Annotated in this window: 21 protein-coding genes; 10 read left to right on the top strand and 11 right to left on the bottom strand. The window is 69.5% G+C overall.

Annotated elements, in window-relative coordinates:
- Positions 1-7: 7 nt before the first annotated feature.
- The 5 genes from ACOQFR_RS13450 (at position 8) to msrA (ending at position 6035) form a co-directional block, all read left to right on the top strand.
- On the top strand, positions 8-1588 hold the full coding sequence (locus tag ACOQFR_RS13450) for a cryptochrome/photolyase family protein (RefSeq protein WP_421382718.1): 1581 nt from the start codon (positions 8-10) through the stop codon (positions 1586-1588).
- 33 nt (positions 1589-1621) lie between these two features.
- Positions 1622-2362, top strand: coding sequence for an SDR family NAD(P)-dependent oxidoreductase (locus ACOQFR_RS13445; RefSeq protein ID WP_421382716.1), 741 nt, complete (start codon positions 1622-1624; stop codon positions 2360-2362).
- Between the two features lie 7 nt (positions 2363-2369).
- Positions 2370-3818: a cryptochrome/photolyase family protein gene (locus ACOQFR_RS13440; protein WP_421382714.1), complete on the top strand. Its 1449-nt coding sequence runs from the start codon at positions 2370-2372 to the stop codon at positions 3816-3818.
- 48 nt (positions 3819-3866) lie between these two features.
- Positions 3867-5321, top strand: coding sequence for a WS/DGAT/MGAT family O-acyltransferase (locus ACOQFR_RS13435; RefSeq protein WP_421382712.1), 1455 nt, complete (start codon positions 3867-3869; stop codon positions 5319-5321).
- An 87-nt stretch (positions 5322-5408) separates the two neighbouring features.
- Positions 5409-6035: a peptide-methionine (S)-S-oxide reductase MsrA gene (msrA, locus tag ACOQFR_RS13430; protein WP_421382710.1), complete on the top strand. Its 627-nt coding sequence runs from the start codon at positions 5409-5411 to the stop codon at positions 6033-6035.
- Between the two features lie 53 nt (positions 6036-6088).
- On the opposite strand, the gene ACOQFR_RS13425 is transcribed toward msrA, so the two are convergent.
- The 6 genes from ACOQFR_RS13425 to ACOQFR_RS13400 form a co-directional block, all read right to left on the bottom strand.
- The gene (locus tag ACOQFR_RS13425) at positions 6089-6484 is read right to left on the bottom strand and encodes a hypothetical protein (RefSeq protein ID WP_421382708.1); all 396 of its coding nucleotides are present in this window, start codon (positions 6482-6484) and stop codon (positions 6089-6091) included.
- 161 nt (positions 6485-6645) lie between these two features.
- Positions 6646-7032: a hypothetical protein gene (locus ACOQFR_RS13420; protein WP_421382706.1), complete on the bottom strand. Its 387-nt coding sequence runs from the start codon at positions 7030-7032 to the stop codon at positions 6646-6648.
- A gap of 149 nt (positions 7033-7181) precedes the next feature.
- Positions 7182-9491 carry a putative bifunctional diguanylate cyclase/phosphodiesterase gene (locus tag ACOQFR_RS13415; RefSeq protein WP_421382704.1) on the bottom strand — a complete coding sequence of 770 codons (2310 nt, stop codon included), beginning with the start codon at positions 9489-9491 and terminating at the stop codon, positions 7182-7184.
- 138 nt (positions 9492-9629) lie between these two features.
- On the bottom strand, positions 9630-11141 hold the full coding sequence (locus ACOQFR_RS13410) for a CoA-acylating methylmalonate-semialdehyde dehydrogenase (protein ID WP_421382702.1): 1512 nt from the start codon (positions 11139-11141) through the stop codon (positions 9630-9632).
- 9 nt (positions 11142-11150) lie between these two features.
- Entirely contained in the window at positions 11151-12266 is a 1116-nt protein-coding gene (ald, locus tag ACOQFR_RS13405) for an alanine dehydrogenase (RefSeq protein ID WP_421382700.1), read from the bottom strand.
- 49 nt (positions 12267-12315) lie between these two features.
- Positions 12316-13683 (bottom strand): aspartate aminotransferase family protein, encoded by a 1368-nt coding sequence (locus ACOQFR_RS13400; protein ID WP_421382698.1) that lies wholly within the window; start codon positions 13681-13683, stop codon positions 12316-12318.
- A 135-nt stretch (positions 13684-13818) separates the two neighbouring features.
- Between ACOQFR_RS13400 and ACOQFR_RS13395 the strand changes: the two genes are divergently transcribed.
- Positions 13819-14364 (top strand): cupin domain-containing protein, encoded by a 546-nt coding sequence (locus ACOQFR_RS13395; RefSeq protein WP_421382696.1) that lies wholly within the window; start codon positions 13819-13821, stop codon positions 14362-14364.
- 25 nt (positions 14365-14389) lie between these two features.
- Positions 14390-15892 carry an aldehyde dehydrogenase gene (locus ACOQFR_RS13390; protein ID WP_421382694.1) on the top strand — a complete coding sequence of 501 codons (1503 nt, stop codon included), beginning with the start codon at positions 14390-14392 and terminating at the stop codon, positions 15890-15892.
- Between the two features lie 19 nt (positions 15893-15911).
- Here ACOQFR_RS13390 and ACOQFR_RS13385 read toward each other — a convergent pair whose 3' ends face one another.
- The 5 genes from ACOQFR_RS13385 to ACOQFR_RS13365 form a co-directional block, all read right to left on the bottom strand.
- Positions 15912-17150, bottom strand: a complete 1239-nt coding sequence (locus ACOQFR_RS13385; protein WP_421382692.1) for an acyl-CoA dehydrogenase family protein — start codon at positions 17148-17150, stop codon at positions 15912-15914.
- Positions 17151-17317: 167 nt separating this feature from the next.
- Entirely contained in the window at positions 17318-17830 is a 513-nt protein-coding gene (locus tag ACOQFR_RS13380; protein WP_421382690.1) for an SRPBCC family protein, read from the bottom strand.
- Positions 17827-18261: a VOC family protein gene (locus ACOQFR_RS13375; protein WP_421382688.1), complete on the bottom strand. Its 435-nt coding sequence runs from the start codon at positions 18259-18261 to the stop codon at positions 17827-17829. Before ACOQFR_RS13375 ends, ACOQFR_RS13380 begins: the two co-directional genes overlap by 4 nt.
- Positions 18262-18360: 99 nt before the next feature.
- Positions 18361-19656 (bottom strand): NAD(P)/FAD-dependent oxidoreductase, encoded by a 1296-nt coding sequence (locus ACOQFR_RS13370; RefSeq protein WP_421382686.1) that lies wholly within the window; start codon positions 19654-19656, stop codon positions 18361-18363.
- Positions 19656-21023: a glutamine synthetase family protein gene (locus tag ACOQFR_RS13365; RefSeq protein ID WP_421382684.1), complete on the bottom strand. Its 1368-nt coding sequence runs from the start codon at positions 21021-21023 to the stop codon at positions 19656-19658. Before ACOQFR_RS13365 ends, ACOQFR_RS13370 begins: the two co-directional genes overlap by 1 nt.
- A 127-nt stretch (positions 21024-21150) precedes the next feature.
- Between ACOQFR_RS13365 and ACOQFR_RS13360 the strand changes: the two genes are divergently transcribed.
- Genes ACOQFR_RS13360 through ACOQFR_RS13350 form a run of 3 tightly spaced genes read left to right on the top strand, consistent with a single transcriptional unit; the run spans position 21151 to position 24703 of the window.
- Positions 21151-21906 carry a gamma-glutamyl-gamma-aminobutyrate hydrolase family protein gene (locus ACOQFR_RS13360; protein WP_421382682.1) on the top strand — a complete coding sequence of 252 codons (756 nt, stop codon included), beginning with the start codon at positions 21151-21153 and terminating at the stop codon, positions 21904-21906.
- 6 nt (positions 21907-21912) lie between these two features.
- On the top strand, positions 21913-23298 hold the full coding sequence (locus ACOQFR_RS13355) for a glutamine synthetase family protein (protein ID WP_421382680.1): 1386 nt from the start codon (positions 21913-21915) through the stop codon (positions 23296-23298).
- A gap of 40 nt (positions 23299-23338) precedes the next feature.
- Entirely contained in the window at positions 23339-24703 is a 1365-nt protein-coding gene (locus ACOQFR_RS13350; protein ID WP_421382678.1) for an aspartate aminotransferase family protein, read from the top strand.
- The last annotated feature ends 63 nt before the right edge of the window (positions 24704-24766 follow it).

The raw sequence follows: 24766 nt of genomic DNA, 5'->3' as shown, positions 1-24766 counted from the left end.
CTGGGGCATGGGGAAAAAAGCCATCCGCAATCTGGTGGTCGTGCTGGGCGATCAGCTCGACGCCGAGTCCAGCGTATTCGACGACTTCGACCCGGCTTGCGACGCGGTCTGGATGGCCGAGGTCGCGCACGAAGCCACCCAGGTCTGGAGCACGCAGCCGCGCATCGCGATGTTCCTGGCCGCCATGCGCCATTTCCGCGACCACCTGCGCGGGCGCGGGTGGACGGTGCACTACCTCGAATTGGACGATGCGGGCCCCGAAAGCCTCGAGGCCGCGCTGGCCGCCGACCTGGCCCGGCTGCGGCCGGAACACGTGATTGCGGTGCGTCCGGGGGAATGGCGCCTGGCCCAGTCCCTGCCGGCCATCTGCCGCGAGGCCGGGGTGCCGTGGATCCCGTATCCCGACCGGCACTTCTACTGCGATGGCGACGACTTCGCCGACTGGGCCGGCAAGCGCCGCGAGTTCCGGCTGGAGTTCTTCTATCGCTGGCTGCGCAAGCGCGAAGGCATCCTGATGCAGGACGGCCAGCCGGTGGGCGGCCAATGGAACTACGACGCCGACAACCGCGGCAGCTTCGACCGGCGTGGCCCGGGCCTGCTGCCGGCGCCGATCTCCTTCCCGCCCGACGCCACGACCCGCGAGGTGCTTGCGGTGGTGCAGGCGCGCTTCGCCAGCCACCCGGGCCGCCTGGAGAGTTTCGACTGGCCGCTGGACGCCACGCAGGCGCAGCAGGCGCTGGACGATTTCATCGCGCACCGGCTGCCGCTGTTCGGCCGCTACCAGGACGCGATGTGGGAAGGCGAGCCCTGGCTGTACCACTCGCGTCTCTCGGCCGCGATGAACCTCAAGCTGCTGTCGCCGCGCAGGGTGGTCGAAGCGGCGCTGGAGGCCTGGCGCCAGGGCAGGGCGCCGCTGGAGGCGGTGGAGGGCTTCGTGCGGCAGGTGCTGGGCTGGCGCGAGTTCGTGCGCGGCATGTACTGGCTGCGCATGCCGGGTTTCCCCGACGACAACGCGCTGCAGGCGCAGGCGCCGCTGCCGGCCTTCTACTGGACCGCCGACACCGACATGGCCTGCCTGCGCGATGCGCTGCGGCAGACCCTCGACCATGGCTATGCGCACCACATCCAGCGGCTGATGGTGACCGGCCTGTTCGCCCTGCTGCTGGGCGTGCGGCCGCGCGAGGTACACGCCTGGTACCTGGCGGTGTACGTGGACGCGGTGGAGTGGGTGGAACTGCCCAACGTGCTGGGCATGAGCCAGTACGCCGACGGTGGCCGCATGGTCAGCAAGCCCTATGCCGCCTCCGGCAACTACATCCGCAAGATGTCCAACCACTGCGCCGGCTGCCGCTTCAAGCCGGACGTGGCGGTGGGTCCGCAGGCCTGCCCCTACACCACGCTGTACTGGGATTTCCTGGCCCGGCACGAGGCGCGGTTCGCCCGGCACCCGCGCACGGCACTGCAGTGGAAGAACCTGGGGCGCAAGCCTGCCGACGAGCTGGCGGCGATCCGCGCGCAGGCGCAGTCGCTGCGAGACGCGCTGTCTGCGGCGCCGGATTCACGGCCGACACACGCGGGCGGCGGCTAAGCTGCGCGCCTCCGCCCCGACCTGGAAACCGTCATGAAGACCTGCCTGATCACCGGTGCCAGCGGTGGCGTTGCCGCGGCCCTGGCCGAGGTGCTGCGCGGACAGGGTTGGCGGCTGGCGCTGGTGTCGCGCGAAGCCTCGCGGCTGGCGCCGGGCGCTGACGACCTCGTGATCGAAGCCGACGTGGCCACCGAAGCGGGCGCCGAGGCGGCGCTGGCACAGGCGGTCGACGCCTTCGGCGCGCCGCCGGATGCGGTGGCGCATTGCGCCGGCGCGATCCTGATCGCACCGATCGGCCGCACCACCGAAGCGCAGTATCGAGCCTGCCTGGCGGCCAACCTCGACAGCGCCTTCTTCGTCGCCAAGGCCTATGCGCCGCGCGTACAGAAGGCGCAGGCGCCGGGCGCGCTGCTGTTCTTCAGTTCCGTGGCCGCCGGCATCGGCGTCGCCAACCATGCGGTGATCGCGATGGCCAAGGGCGGTATCGAAGGCCTGGTGCGCTCGCTGGCGGCGGATTTTTCCGGCGCCGGTCTGCGCGTCAACGCGATTGCGCCCGGCCTGATGCGTACGCCGGCCACCGAGCGCATGCTGTCCAACGAGTCGGCGGCGCGCGCGATCGCGGCGCAGTATCCGCTCGGCCGCCACGGCGAAGCCGCCGATGCCGCGGCGCTGGGCGCCTTCCTGGTGTCCGATGCCGCCGGCTGGATAAGCGGCCAGGTGATCGGGCTCGACGGCGGCTTCCAGGCGGTGCGACCCTACGTCAAAACCGCCTGAGGTTCGGATGGCCCATGCCCTGATCTGGCTGCGGCGCGACCTGCGCCTGGACGACAACCCGGCCCTGCAGGCCGCGCTGGACGCCGGGCAGTCGCCGGTATTCGTGTACGTGCACGCGCCCGACGAGGAAGCGCCGTGGGCACCGGGCGCGGCCAGCCACGCCTGGCTGCACCGCTCGCTGCTGGCGCTGGACGCGGACCTGCACTCGCGCGGATCGCGCCTGGTGATCCGCCGAGGCGAGAGCCTGTCGGAGCTGGAGAAGCTGCTGGGCGAAACCCGCGCCGAGGCGCTGTACTGGAACCGCCTTTACGAGCCGGCCTCGATCGCGCGCGACACCCGCATCAAGCAGGGTTTGAAGTCACGGGGCCTGACGGTGGAAAGCTTCAACGGTGCGCTGCTGGTGGAGCCCTGGACGGTGCAGACCGGCAGCGGCGATCCGTATCGCGTGTTCACCCCGTTCTGGAAAAACGCGCGCCAGCGCCTGGACGCCACCGCGCCGCCGGTGGCGCCGGCCCGGCTGCCGGAGCCGCCCACGCGGCTGCTCGGACTGGGCGTGGACGACCTGGGATTGGAGCCCGCGCCGCCGCAGCCGCGCTGGGACACGGGATTCTGGGAGCACTGGCAGCCGGGCGAAGCCGGCGCTGCGGAAATGCTGGACGCCTTCCTGGACGGTGCGGCCAGCGGCTACAAGGAACAGCGCAACTACCCCGACCGCATCGCCACCTCGAAGCTGTCCCCGCACCTGCACTTCGGCGAGATCTCGCCGCGCCAGATCGTGGCGCGCGTGCTGGCGCAGCGCTGGCCGGCGGCCGTCCAGCCGGACATCGATCATTTCCTGAGCGAGCTGGGCTGGCGCGAGTTCAGCCACCACCTGCTGTTCCACTTCCCGCACACCGCGCAGGAAAACCTCAACCCCCGTTTCAGCGAATTCCGCTGGGCCAGGCCGGTGCCGGCGCGGCTCAAGGCCTGGCAGCGCGGCCGCACCGGCGTGCCGATCGTGGATGCCGGCATGCGCGAGCTGTGGCACACCGGCTGGATGCACAACCGCGTGCGCATGGTGGTGGCCAGCTTCCTGACCAAGAACCTGCGCTACCACTGGACGCACGGCGCGCGTTGGTTCTGGGACACGTTGGTGGACGCCGACCTGGCCAACAACACCCAGGGCTGGCAGTGGACCGCGGGCACCGGTGCCGACGCCGCGCCTTACTTCCGCATCTTCAGCCCGATCGCGCAGGCCGAGCGCTTTGATCCGGCCGGCAAGTACATCCGGCGCTGGGTGCCGGAACTGGCCGCCTTGCCCGACAGCGCGCTGGCCGCGCCCTGGGAGCAGCCCGAGCTGCTGCGGCGCCTGGCCCCGGACTATCCGCTCACGCCGATCGTGGACCTCAAGGCCAGCCGCGAGGCCGCACTGGCCGCGTATTCGGGCCCCAAGACCAAGCCGCCGACCGAGAATTGACGCCCCGGCGGCGCAGGCGGCATCCTGAGGCCTGATCGGGGAGGGGACATGGCCGAGGCGCGTGCAAGGATCCGCAAGTCGCCGATGTCGCGCGTGGACACGGCCTGGCTGCGCATGGAGCGGCCCACCAACCTGATGATGATCACCGGCGTGATGATGTTCGAGACGCCGCTGGACATCAAAACCCTGCGCAAGGTGATCGAGTCCAAGTTCCTGTCCTACCCGCGCTTCCGGCAGAAGGCGGTGGACACGCCCACCGGCGCCTTCTGGCAGGACGATGCCGACTTCGACCTGGACTGGCACATCCGCCTGACCGCGCTGCCCGGCAAGGGCGGCAAGAAGGAGCTCGAGCGCCTGACCAGCCAGCTGGCCTCGACGCCGCTGGACAAAACCAAGCCGCTTTGGCAGTTCCACCTGGTCGAAAAGTTCGGCGGCGGCTCGGCCCTGATCTCGCGCATCCACCACTGTTATGCCGATGGCATCGCCCTGGTGCAGGTGCTGCTGTCGCTCACCGAAATGGGCATCGATCCCAAGCGCAAGGCGGCGCTGGCCAAGCGCTGGCTGAAGAAGGAGGAGCACGCGCCCGTGGCCAAGCGCGTGGGCGCCATCGACCGCTACATGCAGCTGGGCAACAAGATGCTCGAGAAGGGCATGGACATCTACCGCGACCCCAGCCTGGCCGCCGTGCTGGCCAACGAAGGGGTGGACATCGCGAAGGAGGTTGGCCTGGCCCTGGCGCTTTCTGACGATCCCGAAACCATCCTGCGCGGCCGGCTGGGCGTCAGCAAGCGCGTGGCCTGGGCCGAGCCGCTGGGCCTGGAGGAAGTGAAGTCGGTCAGCCGCGCGCTGCGCTGCACGGTCAACGACATCCTGCTGGCCTCGGCCAGCGGCGCGCTGCGCAGCTACATGCTCGAGCGCGGCGAACAGCTTGACGGCGTCACCATCCGCGCCACCGTGCCGGTCAACCTGCGTCCCCTGGAACACGCCAAGCAGCTGGGCAACCACTTCGGCCTGGTGTTCCTGGAGCTGCCGGTGGGGGAAGCCAATCCCATGCGGCGGCTGGAACGCATCGCGGCCTGCATGAAGGTGCTGCGCAAGTCGCGCCAGGCGGTGGCCACCTTCGGTGCGCTCGCGGCCGTGGGCATGGCGCCCCCCGCGGTACAGGCCTTTGCGCTGGAGATGTTCAGCCGCAAGGCCTCGGCCGTGGCCACCAATGTGCCCGGGCCGCAGATGCCGCTGTACCTGGGCGGCAGCAAGATCCGCGACCTGATGTTCTGGGTCCCGCAGACCGGCTCGATCGGCCTGGGCATTTCCATCCTGAGCTACAACGGCGCGGTGCACTTCGGCCTGATCGCCGATGCCAAGCTGATGCCCGATCCGGATTCGGTGATCCGGCGCTTCCGCCCCGAGTTCGAGAAGCTGCTCTACCTGGCCCTGATGGCCAAATGGGAGGGCGAGTTCTGCGCCGAGGCCGCCGAAGCCCTGATGGCGGAGCCGGACTGAGCGCCGCGACGCCTTGTCTTCGCGCGTCCTCGCGCCCATCTAACGGTCTCCCGGGGATAGTCGATCCCCCGATCCGGAGACGTCACCATGTCCAATCCCGTCTGTGAGCTGCCCGGCCTGGGCCTGCGCGTGCCGCCCGACCAGGTCCCGGATCCTGCCCTGGACCTGACGGCCGACGAAGACCGCGGTGAGGCGGTGCTGGCGGGCGGCTGCTTCTGGTGCACCGAAGCGGTGTTCCGCCGGCTGGCCGGTGTGGAGGAAGTGCAGCCGGGTTACGCCGGCGGCAGCGCCGACACCGCCGATTACAAGAAGGTCTGCAGCGGCCGCACCGGCCATGCGGAGGTCATCCGCATCACCTACGATCCGGCCCGCATCAGCTACGGGCAACTGCTGAAGGTCTTCTTCGCGGTCGCTCACGATCCGACCCAGAAGGACCGCCAGGGCAACGACGTTGGCACCCAGTACCGATCGGCGGTGTTTCCGCTCGACGAGCGTCAGCGCGACGTCGTGCAGGCCTACCTGCAGCAGCTGGAGCAGGCGCGCGCCTTTGCCTCGCCGCTGGCCACCACGGTCGAACCGCTGGAGGCCTTCTTCGTGGCCGAGGCCTACCACCACGACTACGCCGCGCGTAATCCGGGACAGCCCTATATCCAGTTCGTGTCCCTGCCCAAGGTGGAGAAGCTGGTGCACGCCTTTCCTGATCGCCTGAAGTGAACGATACGGACCGGAGGCCAGGACCTGGCCTCCGATCCGCAGGCGGCCGCCGCCTACTGGCGCACGGAGCCCTGCACCGGCCGGCGCCGCACGGCGTCGTCGATGTTGTCGAAGGTTTCCACCCGAACCGCGCCGCGCACGCCCAATTGATAGAGCGTGCAGTCGCCGTCGGGCACGCAGACCTTGGCGTAGGCCAAGGGCGCCGGCCGCTTCTGGCGCGGTTCACCGGGGACGGACTGCGGCTGGGACCATTCGCTGGGCCAGTCGGTGAGCAGCCGGCAGCCGCCGGTGTCGCAGCGCCAGAGCGAACAGGTCTGGGCATCGCAGGTGACGATGTAGCAGCCTTGCGAACAGTCGACGGGCGAGCCGTCAGCCTTCGCGGTTGCGGGGAGCAACAGGCCGGCGGCAAACAGCAGCAGGGTGGACGCGGCAGTGATCAGGGTCTTCATGGCGGACCTCGGGAATCCTCGTGGTGCCGTGGCCTGGGGCCGACGGCATGGGGCCGGAACAGGCGGTGTCCGGGCCTGCTCAGGCTAGGTGGGTGCAGGCCTGCAGGCGACCGCAGGAGTGCCCGCGGAGGGGTAGGAAAAGCCCCCGCAGGCGCTGCGGCTCAGCGGGTGCGCGCCGGGCTCGAAAACTGACGCTGGCGCTCGCGCACGAGGTCGCCGACGTTGGCGTAGCGCGCCACACGCAGGGCCTGGTGCGCGCCCACCTCGTACAGTTCGCAGTCCCGGCCGGCGGCGCAGACCTGCGCATAGACCCGCTCGGGCGGCGATGCCGGCGCCGCCGCCAGGCCCTGGCGCTTGGTGGCGTCCTCGCGGCGCCAGTTGGCCAGGTAGCGGCAGCCCTGGCTGTCGCAGCGCCAGATCGAACAGACATCGTTGTTGCAGACGATGATGTGGCAGCCCTGGCTGCATTCCAGGGGTTCGGTGGCGCGGGCGACGCGGGGCAGAAGGCCCGCGGACACGCAGGCCAGCACTAGCAGCACGAGCAACATGGCGCGATTCATTGCATTCCTCCAGGGGTCCGGCCCGGCGGCAGGGCGCCGCCGGTGCGATGCCGGGCCGCGGGAGCGACCGGCACGCCAAGGCTAGACAGCGCCGGCCGCCGGCGATCCACGCCATTGGCGGCCGCCCGTGTCGGAATTCAACCCTGGGTGGGGTCGGGCGCCCCGCCGTCGAGTTGCCACCCAGGCGCCAGGTCCGGCGGGTCCCAGGGTGCGCGGTCGAGCAGCATCCATTCCATCGCCGGCGCCGACAGGGGCTTGCTGAAGCAGAAGCCCTGGATCTGGTCGCAGCGGTGCCGGCGCAGGTAGGCCACCTGCTCGCTGGTTTCCACGCCTTCGGCGATCACCGTCAGGCGCAGGCTGTGGGCCATGTTGATGATCGCCAGCGCGATGGTGGCATCGTCGTCGCTGCGGGTGATGTCGCGGATGAAGGCGATGTCGATCTTGAGCTTGTCGATCGGGAACCGGCGCAGGTAGGCCAGGCTGGAATAGCCGGTACCGAAATCGTCGATGGTGAGCTCGGTGCCCAGGGCCTTGAGCCGGGTGAGGGTCTGCACCGTGCGGTCGGTGTTGTCCATCAGCGAGCCTTCGGTGAGCTCCAGCTCCAGCAGTTCGGGCGGGATGCCGCTGCGCGCCAGCGCCGACGAGACATCCTCCACCAGGTCGCTGTCGGTGAACTGGCGGCTGGAAATGTTCACCGCGATCTGCATGCGTCCGACCGACGACTGCAGCCACCGGCCGATCTGCCGGCAGGCCGTGTCGATCACCCACCGGCCCACGCGCACGATCAGCCCCGTCTCCTCCAGCACCGGCACGAAGTCCTGCGGCGACACCAGCCCGTGCCCTGGCCGCTGCCAGCGCAGCAGGGCCTCCAGTCCGGTCGTCCGGCCATCTGCCAGGGACAGCTTGGGCTGGTAGTGCAGCACGAACTCCTGGTTCTCCACCGCGGCCCGCAGCGCCTTCTCCAGCGCCATGCGCGCGTTCATTTCCACGTTCATCTGCGGGGTGAAGAAGCGCGTCGCATCCCGCCCGGCCTGCTTCGCGCGGTACATCGCCATGTCGGCGTACTTGAGTAGGGTGGCCGGGTCCCGGGTGTCCTCGGGGTGGATGGTGATGCCGATGCTGGCGGTGACCGACAGGTCGTGGCCCATGAGGTAGAAGGGCGCGCGCAGGGACTCGCGCACCTTGGCCGCGACGATCGCGGCGCCGTTGCGGCAGTCGTTCATCACCAGGATCAGCGCGAACTCGTCGCCGCCCAGTCGCCCGATGACGTCGCGGGTGCGCACGCACTTGACCAGGCGGTTGGCAAGCTGGCTCAGCAGTTCATCGCCGATCGCATGGCCCAGGGTGTCGTTGACCGACTTGAAGTTGTCCAGGTCGATGAACATCACCGCCACCTGCCAGCCATTGGCCGAGGCCTGGGCCAGGGTGCGTGCCAGCGTGTCGTAGAACAGCGCCCGGTTGGGCAGGCCGGTCAGGGCGTCGTAATGCGCCAGCCGGTGCAGCGTGTTCTCGGTCTCCTTGCGGCGGGTGATGTCGCGCACCATGCCCACGATGAACCAGTCGTCGCCATAGCGCTGCGCCTTCTGGTGGATCTCCACGTCCACCAGGTGGCCGTGCTTGTGGCGCATGCGCGTGTCGGTGGGGCCGGTGTCGCCGTGCGCGGCGATGATCGCGTCGAAGGCGTCTTCCAGCCGGTGCGTGGTGCCCGGCCACAGCCGCACCGGCCCGGCATCGAACAGCTGCTGGCGGGTGTAGCCCAGCAGCTGGCAGGCGGTCTGGTTCACTTCCACGAAACGCATGGTGGTGCGGCTGATCAGGAAGATCGCATCCACGGTGGCGTCCATGGCGCTGCGGAATCGCTGCAGCTCGCCCTCGGGCGCGGCCTCGGCCGCGGGTAGGGCGGGCGGCGGCGCGCGCCGGGCGTGCTCGCGCAGCCTGAGCAGGTTGCCCATGCGCAGGGCCAGCTCGTCGCGGTCCACCGGCCGGGTGATGAACTCGCTGGCACCGGCCTGGATGCCGGCGATGCGCGCGCTGCGGTCCATCCTGCCCAGCATCAGGATCACCGGCAGGTGGCCGCAGGCGGGGTCGCTGCGCAGGGCGGCGGCCACCTGGTAGCCATCCATGCGCGGCAGGCGGGCCGCCAGCAGCACCAGGTCCGGAGGCGTGCGCGCGACCTCGGCCAGCGCCGCGCGGCCGTCTCCGGCGCAGCGCACCGCGTGTCCTTCGGCCAGCAGCAGCGCCTGCAGCAGGCGGCGCTGCCGGGCGTCGTGCTCGACGACCAGGACGCTGGCCTGGCCGGGCCGCAGCGGCACGGGTGCCGGCAGGGTGGCCAGCGCCGTGGCCGGGCGCGTCGCGGCGCGAACCCCGTCCTTCCGGCGCAGCGGCGCCCGCGCATCGGCACGGGGGGCCGCGTCGGCAGTGGTGTCACTGGTCAGGTCGAGGTGCACGCGGCTCCCGGGGCGGGTCCCTGGCCGCAGGGCGGCGCAGGGATTCAGGCTCCGGTCTAGCAGGTGGAAACGGCCGCTTCCGTTCGGTAGCGAACACAGGCACCGGCGCGCTGCGGGCCGCGCAGTCCGGCGTTGCCGCTATTTCATCGTGGGCATCACGAATTCGGCGGTGGCCCGCGCGCCGGACGGCCAGCGCCCGGTGATGGTCTTGAGCCGCGTGTAGAAGCGCACGCCGTCGGGTCCATGCATGTGCAGCGGCCCAAACAGCGAGCGTTTCCAGCCGCCGAAGCTGTGGAAGGCCATGGGCACCGGGATGGGCACGTTGATGCCTACCATGCCGGCTTCCACGCGGTGCGCGAACTCGCGTGCCGCCTCGCCGTCCCGGGTGAACACCGCGGTGCCGTTGCCGTATTCGTGCGCATTGACCAGGGCCAGCGCGGCGCCGAAGTCGGGCACGCGCACCACGCACAGCACCGGCCCGAAGATTTCCTCGCGGTAGATGGCCATGGACGGCAGCACGTGGTCGAACAGGCAGCCGCCCAGGAAAAACCCCTGCTCGGCGCCGGCCACGCGCAGGCCGCGGCCATCCACGACCAGCTGCGCGCCCTCGGTCACGCCCTGGTCCACGTAGGCGCGCACCTTGTCGCGATGTGCGCCCGTCACCAGTGGACCCATGTCCGGATCACCCTGGCAGCCGGGGCCGATCCGAAGCCCCTCTACCAGCGGTTTGAGCCGTGCGACCAGGGCATCCGCCGTGGCGTCGCCCACGCACACGGCCACGGAGATGGCCATGCAGCGCTCGCCGGCCGAGCCGTAGCCCGCGCCCAGCAGCGCCTGCGCGGCGCCGTCCAGGTCGGCATCGGGCAGCACCACCATGTGGTTCTTGGCGCCGCCGAGCGCCTGCACGCGTTTGCCCCGGGCGCAGCCGCGGGCATAGATGTATTCGGCGATGGGCGTGGAGCCGACGAAGCTCAGGGCCTGCACGCGCGGATCGTCCAGCAGCGCATCCACGGCCACCTTGTCGCCGTGCACCACGTTGAAGACGCCGTCGGGCAGGCCGGCCTCGCGCAGCAGCCGGGCCAGGATCATCGGCGTGCCCGGGTCACGCTCGGAGGGTTTGAGGATGAAGGTATTGCCGCAGGCCAGGGCCACCGGGAACATCCACATCGGCACCATGCAGGGGAAGTTGAACGGCGTGATGCCGGCCACCACGCCCAGCGGCGCGTATTCGGTCCAGGAATCCACGTCGCGGCCGACGTTCATCGAGTGCTCGCCCTTGAGCAGGTGCGGCGCACCGCAGGCGAACTCGACCACTTCCAGGCCGCGCGTCAGCTCGCCGCGCGCGTCGGCCAGCACCTTGCCGTGTTCGGAGCTGATGCAGGCGGCGATCTCGTCGGCGTGGGCTTCCAGCAGCGCCTTGTAGCGGAACAGGATGCGGGCGCGATGCAGCGGCGTGGTGGCCGCCCAGGCCGGGAACGCGGCCTGGGCCGCGCCCACCGTCACCGCCACGTCGTCGGCCGAGGCCAGCGCCACCTGCGCCTGCACCTGACCGGTGGCCGGGTCGTAGACGTCGCCGTAGCGCCCGCTGCCGCCGTCGCGCGCCAGGCCCTGGATGAAGTGCAGGATCCGGCGCGGGGCGGACGCGGTCATTTCATCGCCTCAGCGGGCCAGCGCCTGCGCGGCGGGCACGTAGTCGTAGCCCAGGTCGCGGGCCACGGCTTCGTAGGTCACCTTGCCGGCGTGCACGTTCAGGCCGTTGAGCAGGTGCTCGTCCTCCAGCATCGCCTGCACGCCCTTGTTGGCCAGCTTCACCGCGTAGGGCAGGGTGGCATTGGTCAGGGCGAAGGTGGACGTGCGGGCGACGCCGCCGGGCATGTTGGCCACGCAGTAGTGGATGATGCCGTCCACTTCATAGGTCGGCGCCTGGTGCGTGGTGGCCTTGGAGGTCTCGAAGCAGCCGCCCTGGTCGATGGCCACGTCCACCAGCACCGAGCCCGGCTTCATCAGGCCCAGCTGCTTGCGCGACACCAGCTTGGGCGCGGCGGCGCCGGGGATCAGCACGGCGCCGATCACCAGGTCGGACTGCGGCAGCAGCTCCTCGATGGCGTCGATGGTGGAATAGAGCGTGGTGATCTTGTCGCCGTAGAGTTCGTCCAGGTACTTCAGCCGGTCCAGCGAGCGGTCCAGGATGGTCACTCGGGCATTCATGCCCATGGCCATGCGCGCGGCATTGATGCCGACCACGCCACCGCCGATCACCAGCACTTCGGCCGGCTTGACGCCCGGCACGCCGCCCAGCAGCACGCCGGAGCCGCCCTGGGCTTTCTCCAGCGCGTGCGCGCCGGCCTGGATGGACATGCGGCCGGCCACTTCGCTCATCGGCGCCAGCAGCGGCAGGCCGCCCTTGCGGTCGGTGACGGTTTCGTAGGCGATGCAGGTGGCGCCGGACTTCACCAGTGCCTTGGTCTGGTCCGGATCGGGCGCCAGGTGCAGGTAGGTGTACAGGATCTGGCCGGGGCGCAGCATCGCGCATTCCACCGGCTGCGGCTCCTTGACCTTGATGACCATGTCGGCGCGCGCGAAGATTTCCGCGGCGGTATCCACGATCGTGGCGCCGGCCTTCTCGTACATCTCGTTGCTCAGGCCGATCGACTTGCCGCCGTCGCGCTGCACGATCACCTGGTGGCCGTGCTCCACCAGTTCGCGGGCGCCGGCCGGGGTCAGGCCGATGCGGTATTCGTGGTTCTTGATTTCCTTGGGGACGCCGATAAGCATGGAGCTGCCCTCCCGGGGCGGATCTGTTCTTGTGGGTTCGGCCGCCCGGTCAGGCGGTGGCGCGTATGGTAGCGGCCAAGCGGTCGAAAATCAGGTCGATGTGCTCCCGGTTCAGGATCAGCGGCGGCGACAGGGCCAGCACGTCGCCGGTGCAGCGCACCATCAGGTTCTGTTCGTGGAAGGCCCGGTTGAAGGCGTCGTAGCCGCGGGCGCCGGGCGCGCCCTCGCGCGGGGCCAGCTCGACCGCGCCGATCAGGCCGAAGTTGCGGATGTCGATCACGTTGGGCAGGCCCTTGAGCGCGTGGATCGCATCTTCCCAGTAGCTGCCCAGCTCGATGGCCTTGTCGAACAGGTTCTCGGCCTGGTACGTATCGAGGGTGGCCAGCGCCGCCGCGCAGGCCAGCGGATGGCCGGAATACGTGTAGCCGTGGAAGAGTTCGATCGCGCCCTCGGGGCCGTGCATGAAGGCGTCGTGGATGGCGTGCGAGGCGAACACCGCGCCCATCGGCACGCTGCCGTTGGTGAGGCCCTTGGCAGTGGTGATCAGGTCCGGGGTGACGCCGAAGCGCTGCGCGGCAAAAGCCTGGCCGACGCGGCCGAAGCCGGTGATCACTTCGTCGAAGATCAGCAGGATGCCGTGCCTGTCGCAGATCTCGCGCAGGCGCTTGAGGTAGCCCTCGGGCGGCAGCACCACGCCGGCGCTGCCGGAGATGGGCTCGACGATCACCGCGGCGATGGTGCTGGCATCGTGCAGCTGCACCAGGCGCTCGAGGTCGTCGGCCAGCTCCACGCCGTGCTGCGGCAGGCCGCGGTTGAAGCCGTTGCGACCGATGTCCAAGGTGTGCCGCAGGTGGTCCACGCCGGCCAGCATCGGTCCGAAGAACTTTCGGTTGTTGACCATGCCGCCGACCGAGATGCCGCCGAAGCCGACGCCGTGGTAGCCCTTCTCGCGGCCGATCAGGCGGGTGCGCTGGCCCTCGCCGCGCACGCGGTGGTAGGCCAGCGCGATCTTGAGCGCGGTGTCCACCGATTCGGAGCCGGAGTTGGTGAAGAACACATGCTTGAGCGGATCGGGCGCGATCGCGGCCAGGCGCTCGGCCAGCACGAAGGGCAGGGGATGGCCCATCTGGAACGTGGGCGCAAAATCCAGTGTCGCGGCCTGCTGCCGGATTGCCTGCACGATGCGCGGACGCGCGTGGCCGGCATTGACGCACCACAGGCCGCCGGTTCCGTCGAGGATCTCGCGGCCGTCCACCGAGCGGTAATACATGCCCTCCGCGCTGGCCAGCAGCCGGGGCGTTTTCTTGAACTGGCGGTTGGCCGTGAACGGCATCCAGAACGCCTCGGTCCGCTCCGGCAGTCCGCCGGCCTGGGCCGCATAGGTGGCAAGGCTTGCGTCGGAGTCGGAGGGGCTCATGGCGGGGGCTCGTGTGCGGACAATGCTCAGCTTACCGCGTTGAATAAAATTTACAATCGCCCGGAATGCCGGGGTTTAATTGACCGTTGGCGGGTGTGGTGTTAAATATTCCGCAACATTCCGGAGGTGAGCCCCTTGGACATCGGAGTCCGGCTGCAGGCCGTGCGCAAGAGCAAGAACCTGAGCCAGCGCGAGCTGGCCAAGCGCGTGGGCGTGACCAACTCCACCATCTCGCTGATCGAGCAGAACAAGGTCAGCCCGTCCATCAGCTCGCTCAAGAAGGTGCTCGACGGCATCCCGATCTCGCTGGCCGATTTTTTCACCATGGACCTGGGCGACACCGGCGACAGCCCCTTCTACGCCACGGCCGAGCAGCCCGACGTGGGCAACAACGACATCCACTATTTCCTGGTCGGCCAGCACCGCGCCAACCGCCAGATGTGCATCCTGCGCGAGGTGATGCCGCCGGGCAGCGACACCGGCGTCACCATGCTCAGCCATGACGGCGAGGAAGGCGGCGTGGTCTTCCAGGGCCAGGTGGAGGTCACGGTCGGCGACCAGGTGCGCGTGCTCGGCCCGGGCGAGGCCTACTATTTCGAAAGCCGCCAGCCGCACCGTTTCCGCAACGTCGGCAAGGACGTGGCCATCCTGGTCAGCGCCAACACGCCGCCCTCGTTCTGATCCCCATTCGCCGCCGGAGCCCGCCATGACCCCGCCCAAGACCCGCCAGGACTGGGAGTGCCTCGCCGCCGGCCTGTCGCTGCCGCACCAGGCCTTCATCGATGGCCGCTACGTGGACGCCGCCAGCGGCCAGGCCTACGACTGCATCAGCCCGATCGACGGCCGCGTGCTGGCCCGCGTGGCCGAATGCGGCGCGCGCGACATCGACCTGGCGGTGAAGGCCGCGCGTCGCGCCTTCGATGCCGGCCACTGGTCGGGCGCCAAGCCAGTGCACCGCAAGAAGGTGCTGCAGAAATTTGCGACGCTGCTGCAGGACCACGCGCAGGAACTGGCGCTGCTGGAAACCCTGGACATGGGCAAGCCCATCGACGACGCCCTGGACGTGGACGTCGCCGCCGCCGTGCGCTGCATGGCCTGGACTGCCGAGGCCATCGACAAGGTCTATGGCGAAGTCGCGTCCACCGGGGCCGATGAACTGGGCCTGGTCACCCGCGAGCCGCTGGGCGTGGTCGGCGCGATCGTGCCCTGGAACTTCCCGCTGCTGATGGCCACCTGGAAGATCGCCCCGGCCCTGGCCATGGGCAACTCCGTGGTGCTCAAGCCCTCGGAGAAGTCCCCGCTCAGCGCGCTGCGCATCGCCGCGCTGGCGATCGAAGCGGGCCTGCCGCCCGGCGTGTTCAACGTCGTGCCCGGCTTCGGCAAGGGCGCGGGCGAGCCGCTGGCCCTGCACATGGACGTGGACGGCCTGGTGTTCACCGGCTCCACCGCGGTGGGCAAGCACCTGCTCACCTGCGCCGGCCAGTCCAACATGAAACGCGCCTACATGGAGTGCGGCGGCAAGAGTCCCAACCTGGTGTTCGCCGACGCGCCTGATCTGCAGCGCGCCGCCGAGGCCGCCGCCAGCGGCATCTTCTACAACCAGGGCGAAGTCTGCACCGCGGCCTCGCGCCTGTTCGTGCAGCGCGCGATCAAGGACGAGTTCGTGGCGCGGGTGGCGGCCGCGGGCCAGCGCATGCAGCCGCGGCATCCGCTGGAGCCCGGTTCGCCGATGGGCGCGATGGTGGACGAGGACCAGACCCGTCGCGTGCTGGCCTACATCGAAAAGGGCCGCAGCGAAGGCGGCCGCGTGGTGATCGGCGGCGAACGGCTGGAGACCGTGGACGGCGGCTGCTACATCGCGCCCACCATCTTCGACGGCGTCGAGCACGGCCACACCATCGCGCGCGAGGAGATCTTCGGGCCGGTGCTCAGCGTCATCGCCTTCGACACCGAGGAAGATGCCCTGCGCATGGCCAACGACAGCGACTACGGCCTGGCCGCGGGCGTGTTCACCAGCGACCTCAGCCGCGCCCACCGCGTCGCGCGCAAACTGCGGGCCGGCAGCGTGTGGGTCAACTACTGGGACGGCGGCGACATGACCGCGCCCTTCGGCGGCTACAAGCAGAGCGGCAACGGCCGCGACAAGTCGCTGCACGCGTTCGAGAAATACACCGAGCTCAAGGCCACCTGGATCAACCTGGCGCCCTGATCCGGCCGCGCGCGGCGCCTCAGTCGCCGCGCGGGGCCGTCACGGCATATTTGGCCAGTTCTAGCTTGGCGATGGTGCCGCGGTGCACTTCGTCCGGCCCATCGGCCAGGCGCAGCGAGCGGGCATTGGTGTAGGCCGCGGCCAGCGGGAAATCGGCGCTGACGCCGGCGCCGCCATGGGCCTGGATGGCCCAGTCGATCACCTGCACGGCCATGTTGGGTGCCACCACCTTGATCATGGCGATCTCGCGGCGCGCGGCCTTGTTGCCGACCTTGTCCATGGCGTCGGCGGCCTTGAGCGTCAGCAGGCGTGCCTGCTCGATCAGGCAGCGCGCGTCGGCGATGCGCTCGTGCCATACCGAGAATTCGGCGATCGGCCGGCCGAAGGCGACGCGGGTGCTGACGCGCCGGCACAGCAGCTCCAGCGCCATCTCGGCCAGGCCGATGCTGCGCATGCAGTGGTGGATGCGGCCGGGGCCCAGGCGGCCCTGGGCGATCTCGAAGCCGCGGCCCTCGCCGAGGATCACGTTGGCGGCGGGCACGCGCACGTCGGTGAGGCGGATGTCCATGTGGCCGTGCGGGGCGTCGTCATAGCCGTACACGGTCACCGGGCGCAGCACCTCGATGCCGGGCGTGCCCGCGGGCACCAGCACCATCGATTGCTGACGGTGCGTTTCCGCCGAGGGATCGGTCTTTCCCATCACGATGTAAAGGCCGCAGCGCGGGTCGCCCGCGCCGGACGAAAACCACTTGCGTCCGTTGATCACGTAGTCGTCGCCGTCGCGGCGGATCGAGCACTCGATGTTGGTGGCATCCGAGGAGGCCACGTCGGGCTCGGTCATCAGGAAGGCCGAACGCAGCTCGCCGGCCAGCAGAGGCTCGAGCCAGCGGTCCTTCTGTGCCGGCGTGCCGTAGCGTTCCAGCACTTCCATGTTGCCCGTGTCGGGCGCCGAACAGTTGAACACCTCGGCCGACCACGGGATGCGGCCCATGATCTCGCACAGCGGCGCGTATTCGAGGTTGGACAGGCCCTGCGGCGCGCGGTCCGAACGCGGCAGGAACAGGTTCCACAGCCCGGCCTCGCGCGCCAGCGGCTTGAGCTGCTCGATCACCTCGCTGGCCACCCAGGCGTTGCCGGCGCGGCGATGGGCCTCCACCTGCGCGTGGTAGCGCGCGTCGTTGGGCACGATGTGGGCATCGAAGAAGGCCTGCAGCTGGGCGCGCAGCGCCTCGACTTTCGGGGTGTAGGAGAAGTCCATCGGGGTCCCGGGGTGCTGGAGCAGCGGAGCCGGTGGAGTGTCCGGCCGATGCCTGCATCCTAGGCACGCGGCCTGGCGCCGGCAAGGCGACCCGGATCAGGCGCGCGCGGTCAGCCCGATCCATTCCCGACGCGTGGCGCGGGGCCCCGGCGCCGACCCGGCCTCCGTCACGGCGCGGCGGGCGCCGGGGTCTGCAGTGCGGCGAGCAGGGTGGCCAGCTGGTCGAAGGTTTCGCCGAAACCCTCGTGCATGGACGCCAGGTCGGCGCGGAACACCGCCGCCTCGGTTTCGTCCTCGCCCATCGGCCGCACGCGCAGTTCGACGGTCGTGGTGTCGCCGGCGTCGGCCAGGCTCAGGGTGTTGTGCATCTCCAGGGGCCAGTTCGGCTCCCAGGGCGCGCGCGTGATCCCGCCGCTGGCATCGGAGAAGACGTTGAGGAACACCACCCGCTGCGGTGCGTCGATGTCCAGGTACACGAAGCGCCCCCACATGACGCCGCTTTCGGCGGTCATCGAGTAGTGGCAGATGCCGCCGGGGCGGAATTCAAAACGCGGGGTGGCCGTGGCGTGGCTGCCGGGCCCCCACCACCGCGCGAACAGGGCGGCTTCGGACAGGCAGCGCCACACCAGCGCGCGCGGCGCCTGCAGCGTGCGTTGCATCACCAGTTCGGGCGCGTTCAAGCCTGCACCGCCGGGTCACTGCAGTTGATCATCCAGGGGGTGCCGAAGCGGTCGACGCCGCTGCCGAAGCGCAGGGCCCAGAACGTGGGCTGGATCGGCAGGGTGATCCGGCTTTCGCCTTCCATCAGGGCGGCGAACACCCGTTCGGCCTCGGCCGGGTCGTCGATGTGCAGCGACACGGACGTGCCCTGTGGCTTCTCGAAATACTGCGGCGGGGCGTCAGCGCCCATGATCATCTGGTCTCCCACCTGCAGGCAGGCGTGCATCACCTTGCCGGCGAAGCCGTCGGGGAAGTCACACTCGCCCTCGTCGGCCATCGGGCTGCCCGCGTAGGGCATCATCGCGACGATCTGGCCGCCCAGCACCTCGGCGTAGCGACGCATCGCCGCTTCGCAGCGGCCATCAAAATTCAGGTACGGTGAAATCTTCATCCAGCGGCTCCTGCAGGTCGGCATCCGTCCAGGGATGGATGGGTTTTATGGACCTGACCGTCGCCATCGTCAAGTCAACCGACCGCGGAACACCCGCCCTTACCAGAGTGCGTCGCGCAACTTGAACCAGGCCATCGCGGCCACCAGCATCGGCGTGCGCAGCGCGCGGCCGCCAGGGAAGTTCGCGTGCGGGATGCGGGCATAGGCATCCAGTCGCGACGCCTGGCCGCGGATGGCCTCGGCGATCACGCGTCCCGCCAGTCCCGTGGCTGCAACGCCGTGGCCGGAAAAGCCCTGCGCGAAATACACCTTGTCGCCGAGCCGGCCCCAGTGTGGCGCGCGGTTGAAACTGATGTCCACCAGCCCGCCCCAGACACTGTCGAAGCGAACGCCGGCCAGCTGGGGAAATACCCGCGTCATGCGCCGGGCCAGCGTGCCGGCCAAATTCGGCGGGGGCAGGGTGGAATAGCTGGCGCGGCCGCCGAACAGCAGCCGGTGGTCACGGCTGAGCCGGAAATAATCCAGCGCCCAGTTGATGTCGGCCACCGCCATGCCGTTGCGGATCAGGTCTGCGGCGCGTTCCTCGCCCAGCGGCTCGGTGGCGCCCACGTAGGTGCCCACCGGCATGATCTTGTCGTCCAGCTCGGGTGCAATGCCGTGCACCAGCGCATTGCCGGCCAGCACGCAGAAGCTGCCCTCGGCCTCGCCGTCGGCGGTGCGCAGGATCGGGCGCCCGCCGCGCACCAGCGACAGCACCGGTGAATTCTCGAAGATGCGCACGCCCGCAGCGACGGCGGCGCGGGCCAGGCCCAGGGTGTAGTTGAGCGGATGCAGATGGCCCGAGCGCGGGTCGTAAAGCGCACCCAGGTAGCGCGGGCTGGGCAGCTGCGCCTGCAGGCGATCGCGGTCCCACCACTGCACCGGGTAGGTGTAGTTGCTGGCCAGGTCGTCCTGCCAGGCCTTGAGCTCGTCCAGGTGCCGCGGCTTGATCGCCACGTGCGCATGGCCCTCGCGCCAGTCGGCGTCGATGCCGTGCTGGTGCAGCCGCTGCTGCACCAACTGCACGCCTTCCACCGACCACGAGAACAGCACGCGCGAGGCCTCGATGCCCACGAGCGCGGCGATCTTTGCCTGGTCGCAGCCGTAGCCGAAGATCACCTGGCCGCCATTGCGGCCCGAGGCGCCCCAGCCGACCCGGCGGGCTTCGACGATGATGACGCTCAGTCCGGCCTCGGCGAGTTCGAGTGCGGCCGACAATCCCGTCAGCCCGGCACCCAGGATCACCACGTCCGCGGTTTCCCGGCCCTGCAGCCGGGGGTGCTCGGGCGCTGCATGCGCCGTTTGCGAATACCAGGAGTCGACGTGCGCCGAGGGCGTGCGCAGCGTTTTCGCCATCAGACCTGCCTCAGGTACCAGTCGTATTCCAGCGTGGTCACTTCCCGGCTGAAGCTGCGCAGCTCCTTGAGCTTCTGCTGCCCGTAGATGTGGCGGAAGCTGGCGCCGAAATGCCGGGTCACGAAGTCGCTGGCCATGAAGTCCTTGATCGTGTCGCGCCAGTAAAGTTCCCGGTGGCCGGTCTGCTCGTAGGCGTTGCCCACCACCGGCGGGCCGGGGTCACCCTGGTCTTCGAGGCCTTGCAGGATGCCCGCCAGCACGGCGGCCGTGACCAGGTAGGGATTGGCATCGGCGCCGGCAATGCGGTGCTCGATGCGCAGGTTGGCCGGGTCGCTGTGCGGGATGCGCATGGCCACGGTGCGGTTGTTGAAGCCCCAGGCGTCGTTGAGCGGCACGAAGGCATTGAGCACGAAGCGCCGGTAGCTGTTGGCGTGCGGGGCGAACATCAGCATGCAGTCGCGGCTGGCCCGCTGCAGGCCGGCCACGCCGTGGCGCAGCGCGTCGGCGGGCTGGTCGGGCGTGGAGGCGAAGAGGTTGTTGCCCGCCGCGTCGAGCACGCTGACGTGGATGTGGGTGCCGCTGCCCGCCTGGTCGACGAAGGGCTTGGCCATGAAGCTGGCGATCATGCCCTGTTCCTCGGCGGTGGCCTTGATCGCCCGGCGCAGCATCATCGCGTCGTCGCAGGCGGCCACGGCGTCGGCGCGGTGTTTGAGGTTGATCTCGAACTGGCCCGGCGCGTATTCCGCCACCGCCGTGTCGGCCGGGATGCCCTGCGCCAGGCAGGCATCGGCGACCGCGTCGGTGAAGGCCTGGTAGTCGTTGAGGTCCTGCATGTAATAGACCTGGGTGGTGCGGTTGCGCTCGCCGGTGGCCGGATTGATCGAGGTCTGCGGGCGACCGTCGTGGGTCAGCTCGGCGTCGAGCAGGTAGAACTCCAGTTCCACCGCCACTACCGGCGTCAGGCCGCGGTCGGCATAGCGCTGCACCACGCGCTTGAGGACCTCGCGCGGATTGGCCTCGAACAGCCCGCCCTGGCCGTCCTCCATCTGCAGCAGCAGCTGCGCCATCGGCCGGTGCTGCCACGGCACCACGCGCAGGCTTCCCGGCACCGGCCGGCACAGCCGGTCCTCGTCGCCGATGTCGTAGCCCAGGCCGGTTTCTTCCACGGTGTTGCCGGTGATGTCGGTGGCGATCAGCGACATCGGCAGGCAGACGCCGTTCTGGTACACCTTCTCGAGCGCCTCGCGGGTGACGCGCTTGCCGCGCAGCAGGCCGTTCATGTCCGGCAGCAGCAGGTCGATCTGTTCGCAGTCGGGGATCTGCTCGAGGGTGGCGGCGTCGTCGGCCGGGATCGGGGTCGAGGTCATGGGGCTGCGGCGTCCGCTGGAGTCAGCCGAGTCTAGCATCGGCTCCGGAGGCTGTAAAAAATACTCATCCCGCGTTGATAAAATCAAACGCCGGGAGTAAGGTCATTCATCCCCTTGCGAGGCGCCTATGCGTCGTACCCCGCTGGTCGGCCTGCCTTCGGACCGAAAACAGATCGGGCACCACCCCTTCCAGGCGGTGGGCGAGAAGTACGTACGCGCGGTGGTGGACGGCGCGGGCTGCCTGCCCCTGCTGATCCCCTCGCTGTCGCCGCCGCTGGACCTGCCCGCGCTGCTGCAGCCCCTGGATGGCCTGCTGCTCACCGGCGCCTACAGCAACATCGAACCCCGCCACTACAGCGACGAGCCCAGCTACCCCGGCAACCTGCATGACCCCGCGCGCGATGCCACCACGCTGGGCCTGATTCCGCTCGCCATCGAGATGAAGCTGCCGATCCTGGCCCTGTGCCGCGGCGCCCAGGAAGTGAATGTGGCCCTGGGCGGCACCCTGCACCAGAAGGTGCACGAAGTGGCCGGCTACGACGACCACCGCGAAAACACCGACGATCCGCTGGGCGTGCAGTACGCGCCCTCGCACCCCGTGGACCTCGCCGAAGGCGGGTTGCTCGCGCAGATCGCGGGTGCCCCGTCGGCGATGGTGAATTCATTGCATGGCCAGGGCCTGCGCACGCTGGGGCAGGGCCTGGTGGTGGAAGCCACCGCCCACGACGGCCTGGTGGAAGCGGTGCGGCTGGACGCGCCCGACACCTTCCTTCTGGCCGTGCAGTGGCATCCCGAATGGCGCGTCACCGAAAATCCCTTCTACCTCGGCATCTTCCAGGCCTTCGCGGCCGCCTGCCGGGCCCGCGCCCAACTCCGGTCCTAGCCTCCCATGTCCAAGAAGAAAGACGCCCGCAAGACCCCCGCCGAACAGCAGGAAAGCACGCTCAAGCGCTGGCTCAAGGAGCGCCGCATCACCGAGGTCGAGTGCCTGGTGCCGGACATGACCGGCAACGCACGCGGCAAGATCATCCCGGCCGCGAAGTTCTCGCACGACTACGGCACGCGCCTGCCCGAGGGCATCTTCGCCACCACGGTCACCGGCGACTACCCGGACAACTACGACGACCTGGTGTCGCCCTCGGATTCGGACATGATTCTGCGGCCCGATCCGGACACCGTGCGCATGGTGCCCTGGGCCACCGACCCCACCGCCCAGATCATCCACGACTGCGTCACCAAGGACGGCAGCCCGCACGAGCTGGCGCCGCGCAACGTGCTGCGCCGCGTGCTGGCGCTGTACGAGGCCGAAGGCCTGCGTCCGGTGATCGCTCCCGAGTTGGAGTTCTTCCTGGTCCAGCGCAACACCGACCCCGATTTCCCGCTGCTGCCGCCCGCGGGCCGCAACGGCCGGCCCGAGACCGCGCGGCAGTCGTATTCGATCGACGCGGTGAACGAATTCGACCCGATCCTGGACCTGATGTACGACTACTGCGAGGCGATGGAGCTGGACGTGGACACGCTGATCCACGAGTCCGGCGCGGCCCAGCTGGAAGTGAACTTCGAACACTCCGACCCGCTGTCGCGCGCCGACCAGGTGTTCCTGTTCAAGCGCACCATGCGCGAGGCGGCGATGCGCCACGGCATCTACGCCACCTTCCTGGCCAAGCCGATGGAGAACGAGCCGGGCAGCTCGATGCACGTGCACCAGAGCCTGGTGGACGCGCGCACGGGCCGCAACGTATTCGCCGGCAGCAAGCCGGGCAAGCACAGCGACCGGTTCCTGCATTACCTGGGCGGCCTGCAGAAGTACGTGCCCGCGGCCATGGCCTTCTTCGGGCCCAACGTGAACTCCTACCGCCGCCTGGCCCTGGGCCAGGTGGCGCCGATCAACGTGCAGTGGGGCTACGACAACCGCACCTGCGGCCTGCGCGTGCCGATGGATACGCCGGAGAACACGCGGGTGGAGAGCCGCTTCGCCGGTTCGGATGCCAACCCCTACCTGGCCATTGCCGCCACCCTGGCCTGCGGCTACCTGGGCATGCAGGAAAAGCTCAAGCCCACCAAGCCGCTGGCCGGCAGCGCCCAGGACCTGGGCTATGCGCTGCCGCGCTCGCTGGAAGAGGCCCTGGCCCTGCTGCAGGACTGCGGCGAGCTCCAGCAGCTGCTGGGCGCCCGCTTCGTCAAGGCCTACGTTTCGGTGAAACAGAAAGAGTACGAAACCTTCTTCCGCGTCATCAGCAGCTGGGAGCGCGAGTTCTTGCTGCTCAACGTCTGAATCCCAGGCCTTCCACCCGTCCCACCGATCCGGAGTCCCGATGGACCACAGCGCCCTCCAGCAGCTCGACGCCGCCCACCACCTGCATCCCTTCAACGACAACGCCGCGCTGGCGAAGAAGGGCACGCGCATCCTGAGCCGCGGCGAAGGCTGCTACGTCTGGGATTCGCAGGGCAACAAGCTGCTCGATGCCTTCGCCGGGCTGTGGTGCGTGAACATCGGCTACGGCCGCCGCGAACTGGGCGAAGTGGCGTCGCGGCAGATGACCCAGCTGGCCTACTACAACAGCTTCTTCGGCTGCACCACCGAGCCCACCGTGCACCTGGCCGCGAAGCTGGCCGAGCTGTGCCCCGGCGATCTCAACCACGCCATGTTCTCCAACTCCGGTTCCGAGGCCAACGACACCATCCTGCGCATGGTGCGGCACTTCTGGGCGGTGCAGGACAAGCCGGGCAAGAACATCGTCATCGGGCGCCACAACGGCTACCACGGCTCCACCGTCGCCGGCGCCAGCCTGGGCGGCATGAAGGGCATGCACAAACAGGGCGGGCTGCCCATCCCGGACATCCACCACATCGACCCGCCGTTCTGGTTCGCCGACGGCGGCGACATGGACGAGGAGACCTATGGCCGGCACTGCGCCCACCGGCTGGAGGACAAAATCCTCGCGCTCGGTGCCGACCGCGTGGCCGCCTTCATCGGCGAGCCGATCATGGGCGCCATCGGCGTCTACATCCCGCCGAAGAACTACTGGCAGGAAATCGAGCGCATCTGCCGCAGGCACGACGTGCTGCTGATCGCCGACGAGGTGATCTGCGGCTTCGGCCGCACCGGCGAGTGGTTTGCCGCCGACTACTTCGGCTTCCAGCCCGACATCATGACCCTGGCCAAGGGCATCACCAGCGGCTACATCCCGCTGGGCGCGGTGATGTTCAACGACCGCGTGGCCGGCGTGCTCAAGGACAAGGGCGGCGAGCTGGCCCATGGCTATACCTATTCCGGCCACCCGGTCTGCGCCGCGGTGGCGCTGGAGAACATCCGCATCCTGCAGGACGAGAAGATCGTCGAGACCTGCCGCACCGACACCGGTCCCTACCTGGCCCAGGCCTGGCGCCGCCTGGGCGAGCACCCGCTGGTGGGCGAGGCGCGCATCGCCGGCATGGTGGGCGCACTGGAGCTGGTGCCCGACAAGTCCCGGCGGGAATTCTTCCCGGACCGGGGCAGGGTGGGGCAGCTGTGCCGCGACATCGCGCTGAAGAACGGCCTGATCCTGCGCGCCACCAACGATTCCATGCTGCTGTCGCCGCCGCTGGTGATCAGCCGCGCCCAGATCGACGAACTGGCCGAGAAGGCCTGGAAATCCCTGGACATGACCGCCCGCGAACTGGGCCTGTCCAGCGCTTGAGCAAAGGCTCGGAACGGCCGGCGCAGGCTGGCCGTGACCGGCTGGCCGCGGCAGGGCCGCTGT

Source organism: Arenimonas sp. MALMAid1274 (assembly GCF_049195245.1).
Lineage (GTDB): Bacteria > Pseudomonadota > Gammaproteobacteria > Xanthomonadales > Xanthomonadaceae > Arenimonas.
The sequence above is the reverse complement of the archived record's forward strand: the minus strand, read 5'-3'. Positions and strand labels throughout refer to the sequence as shown.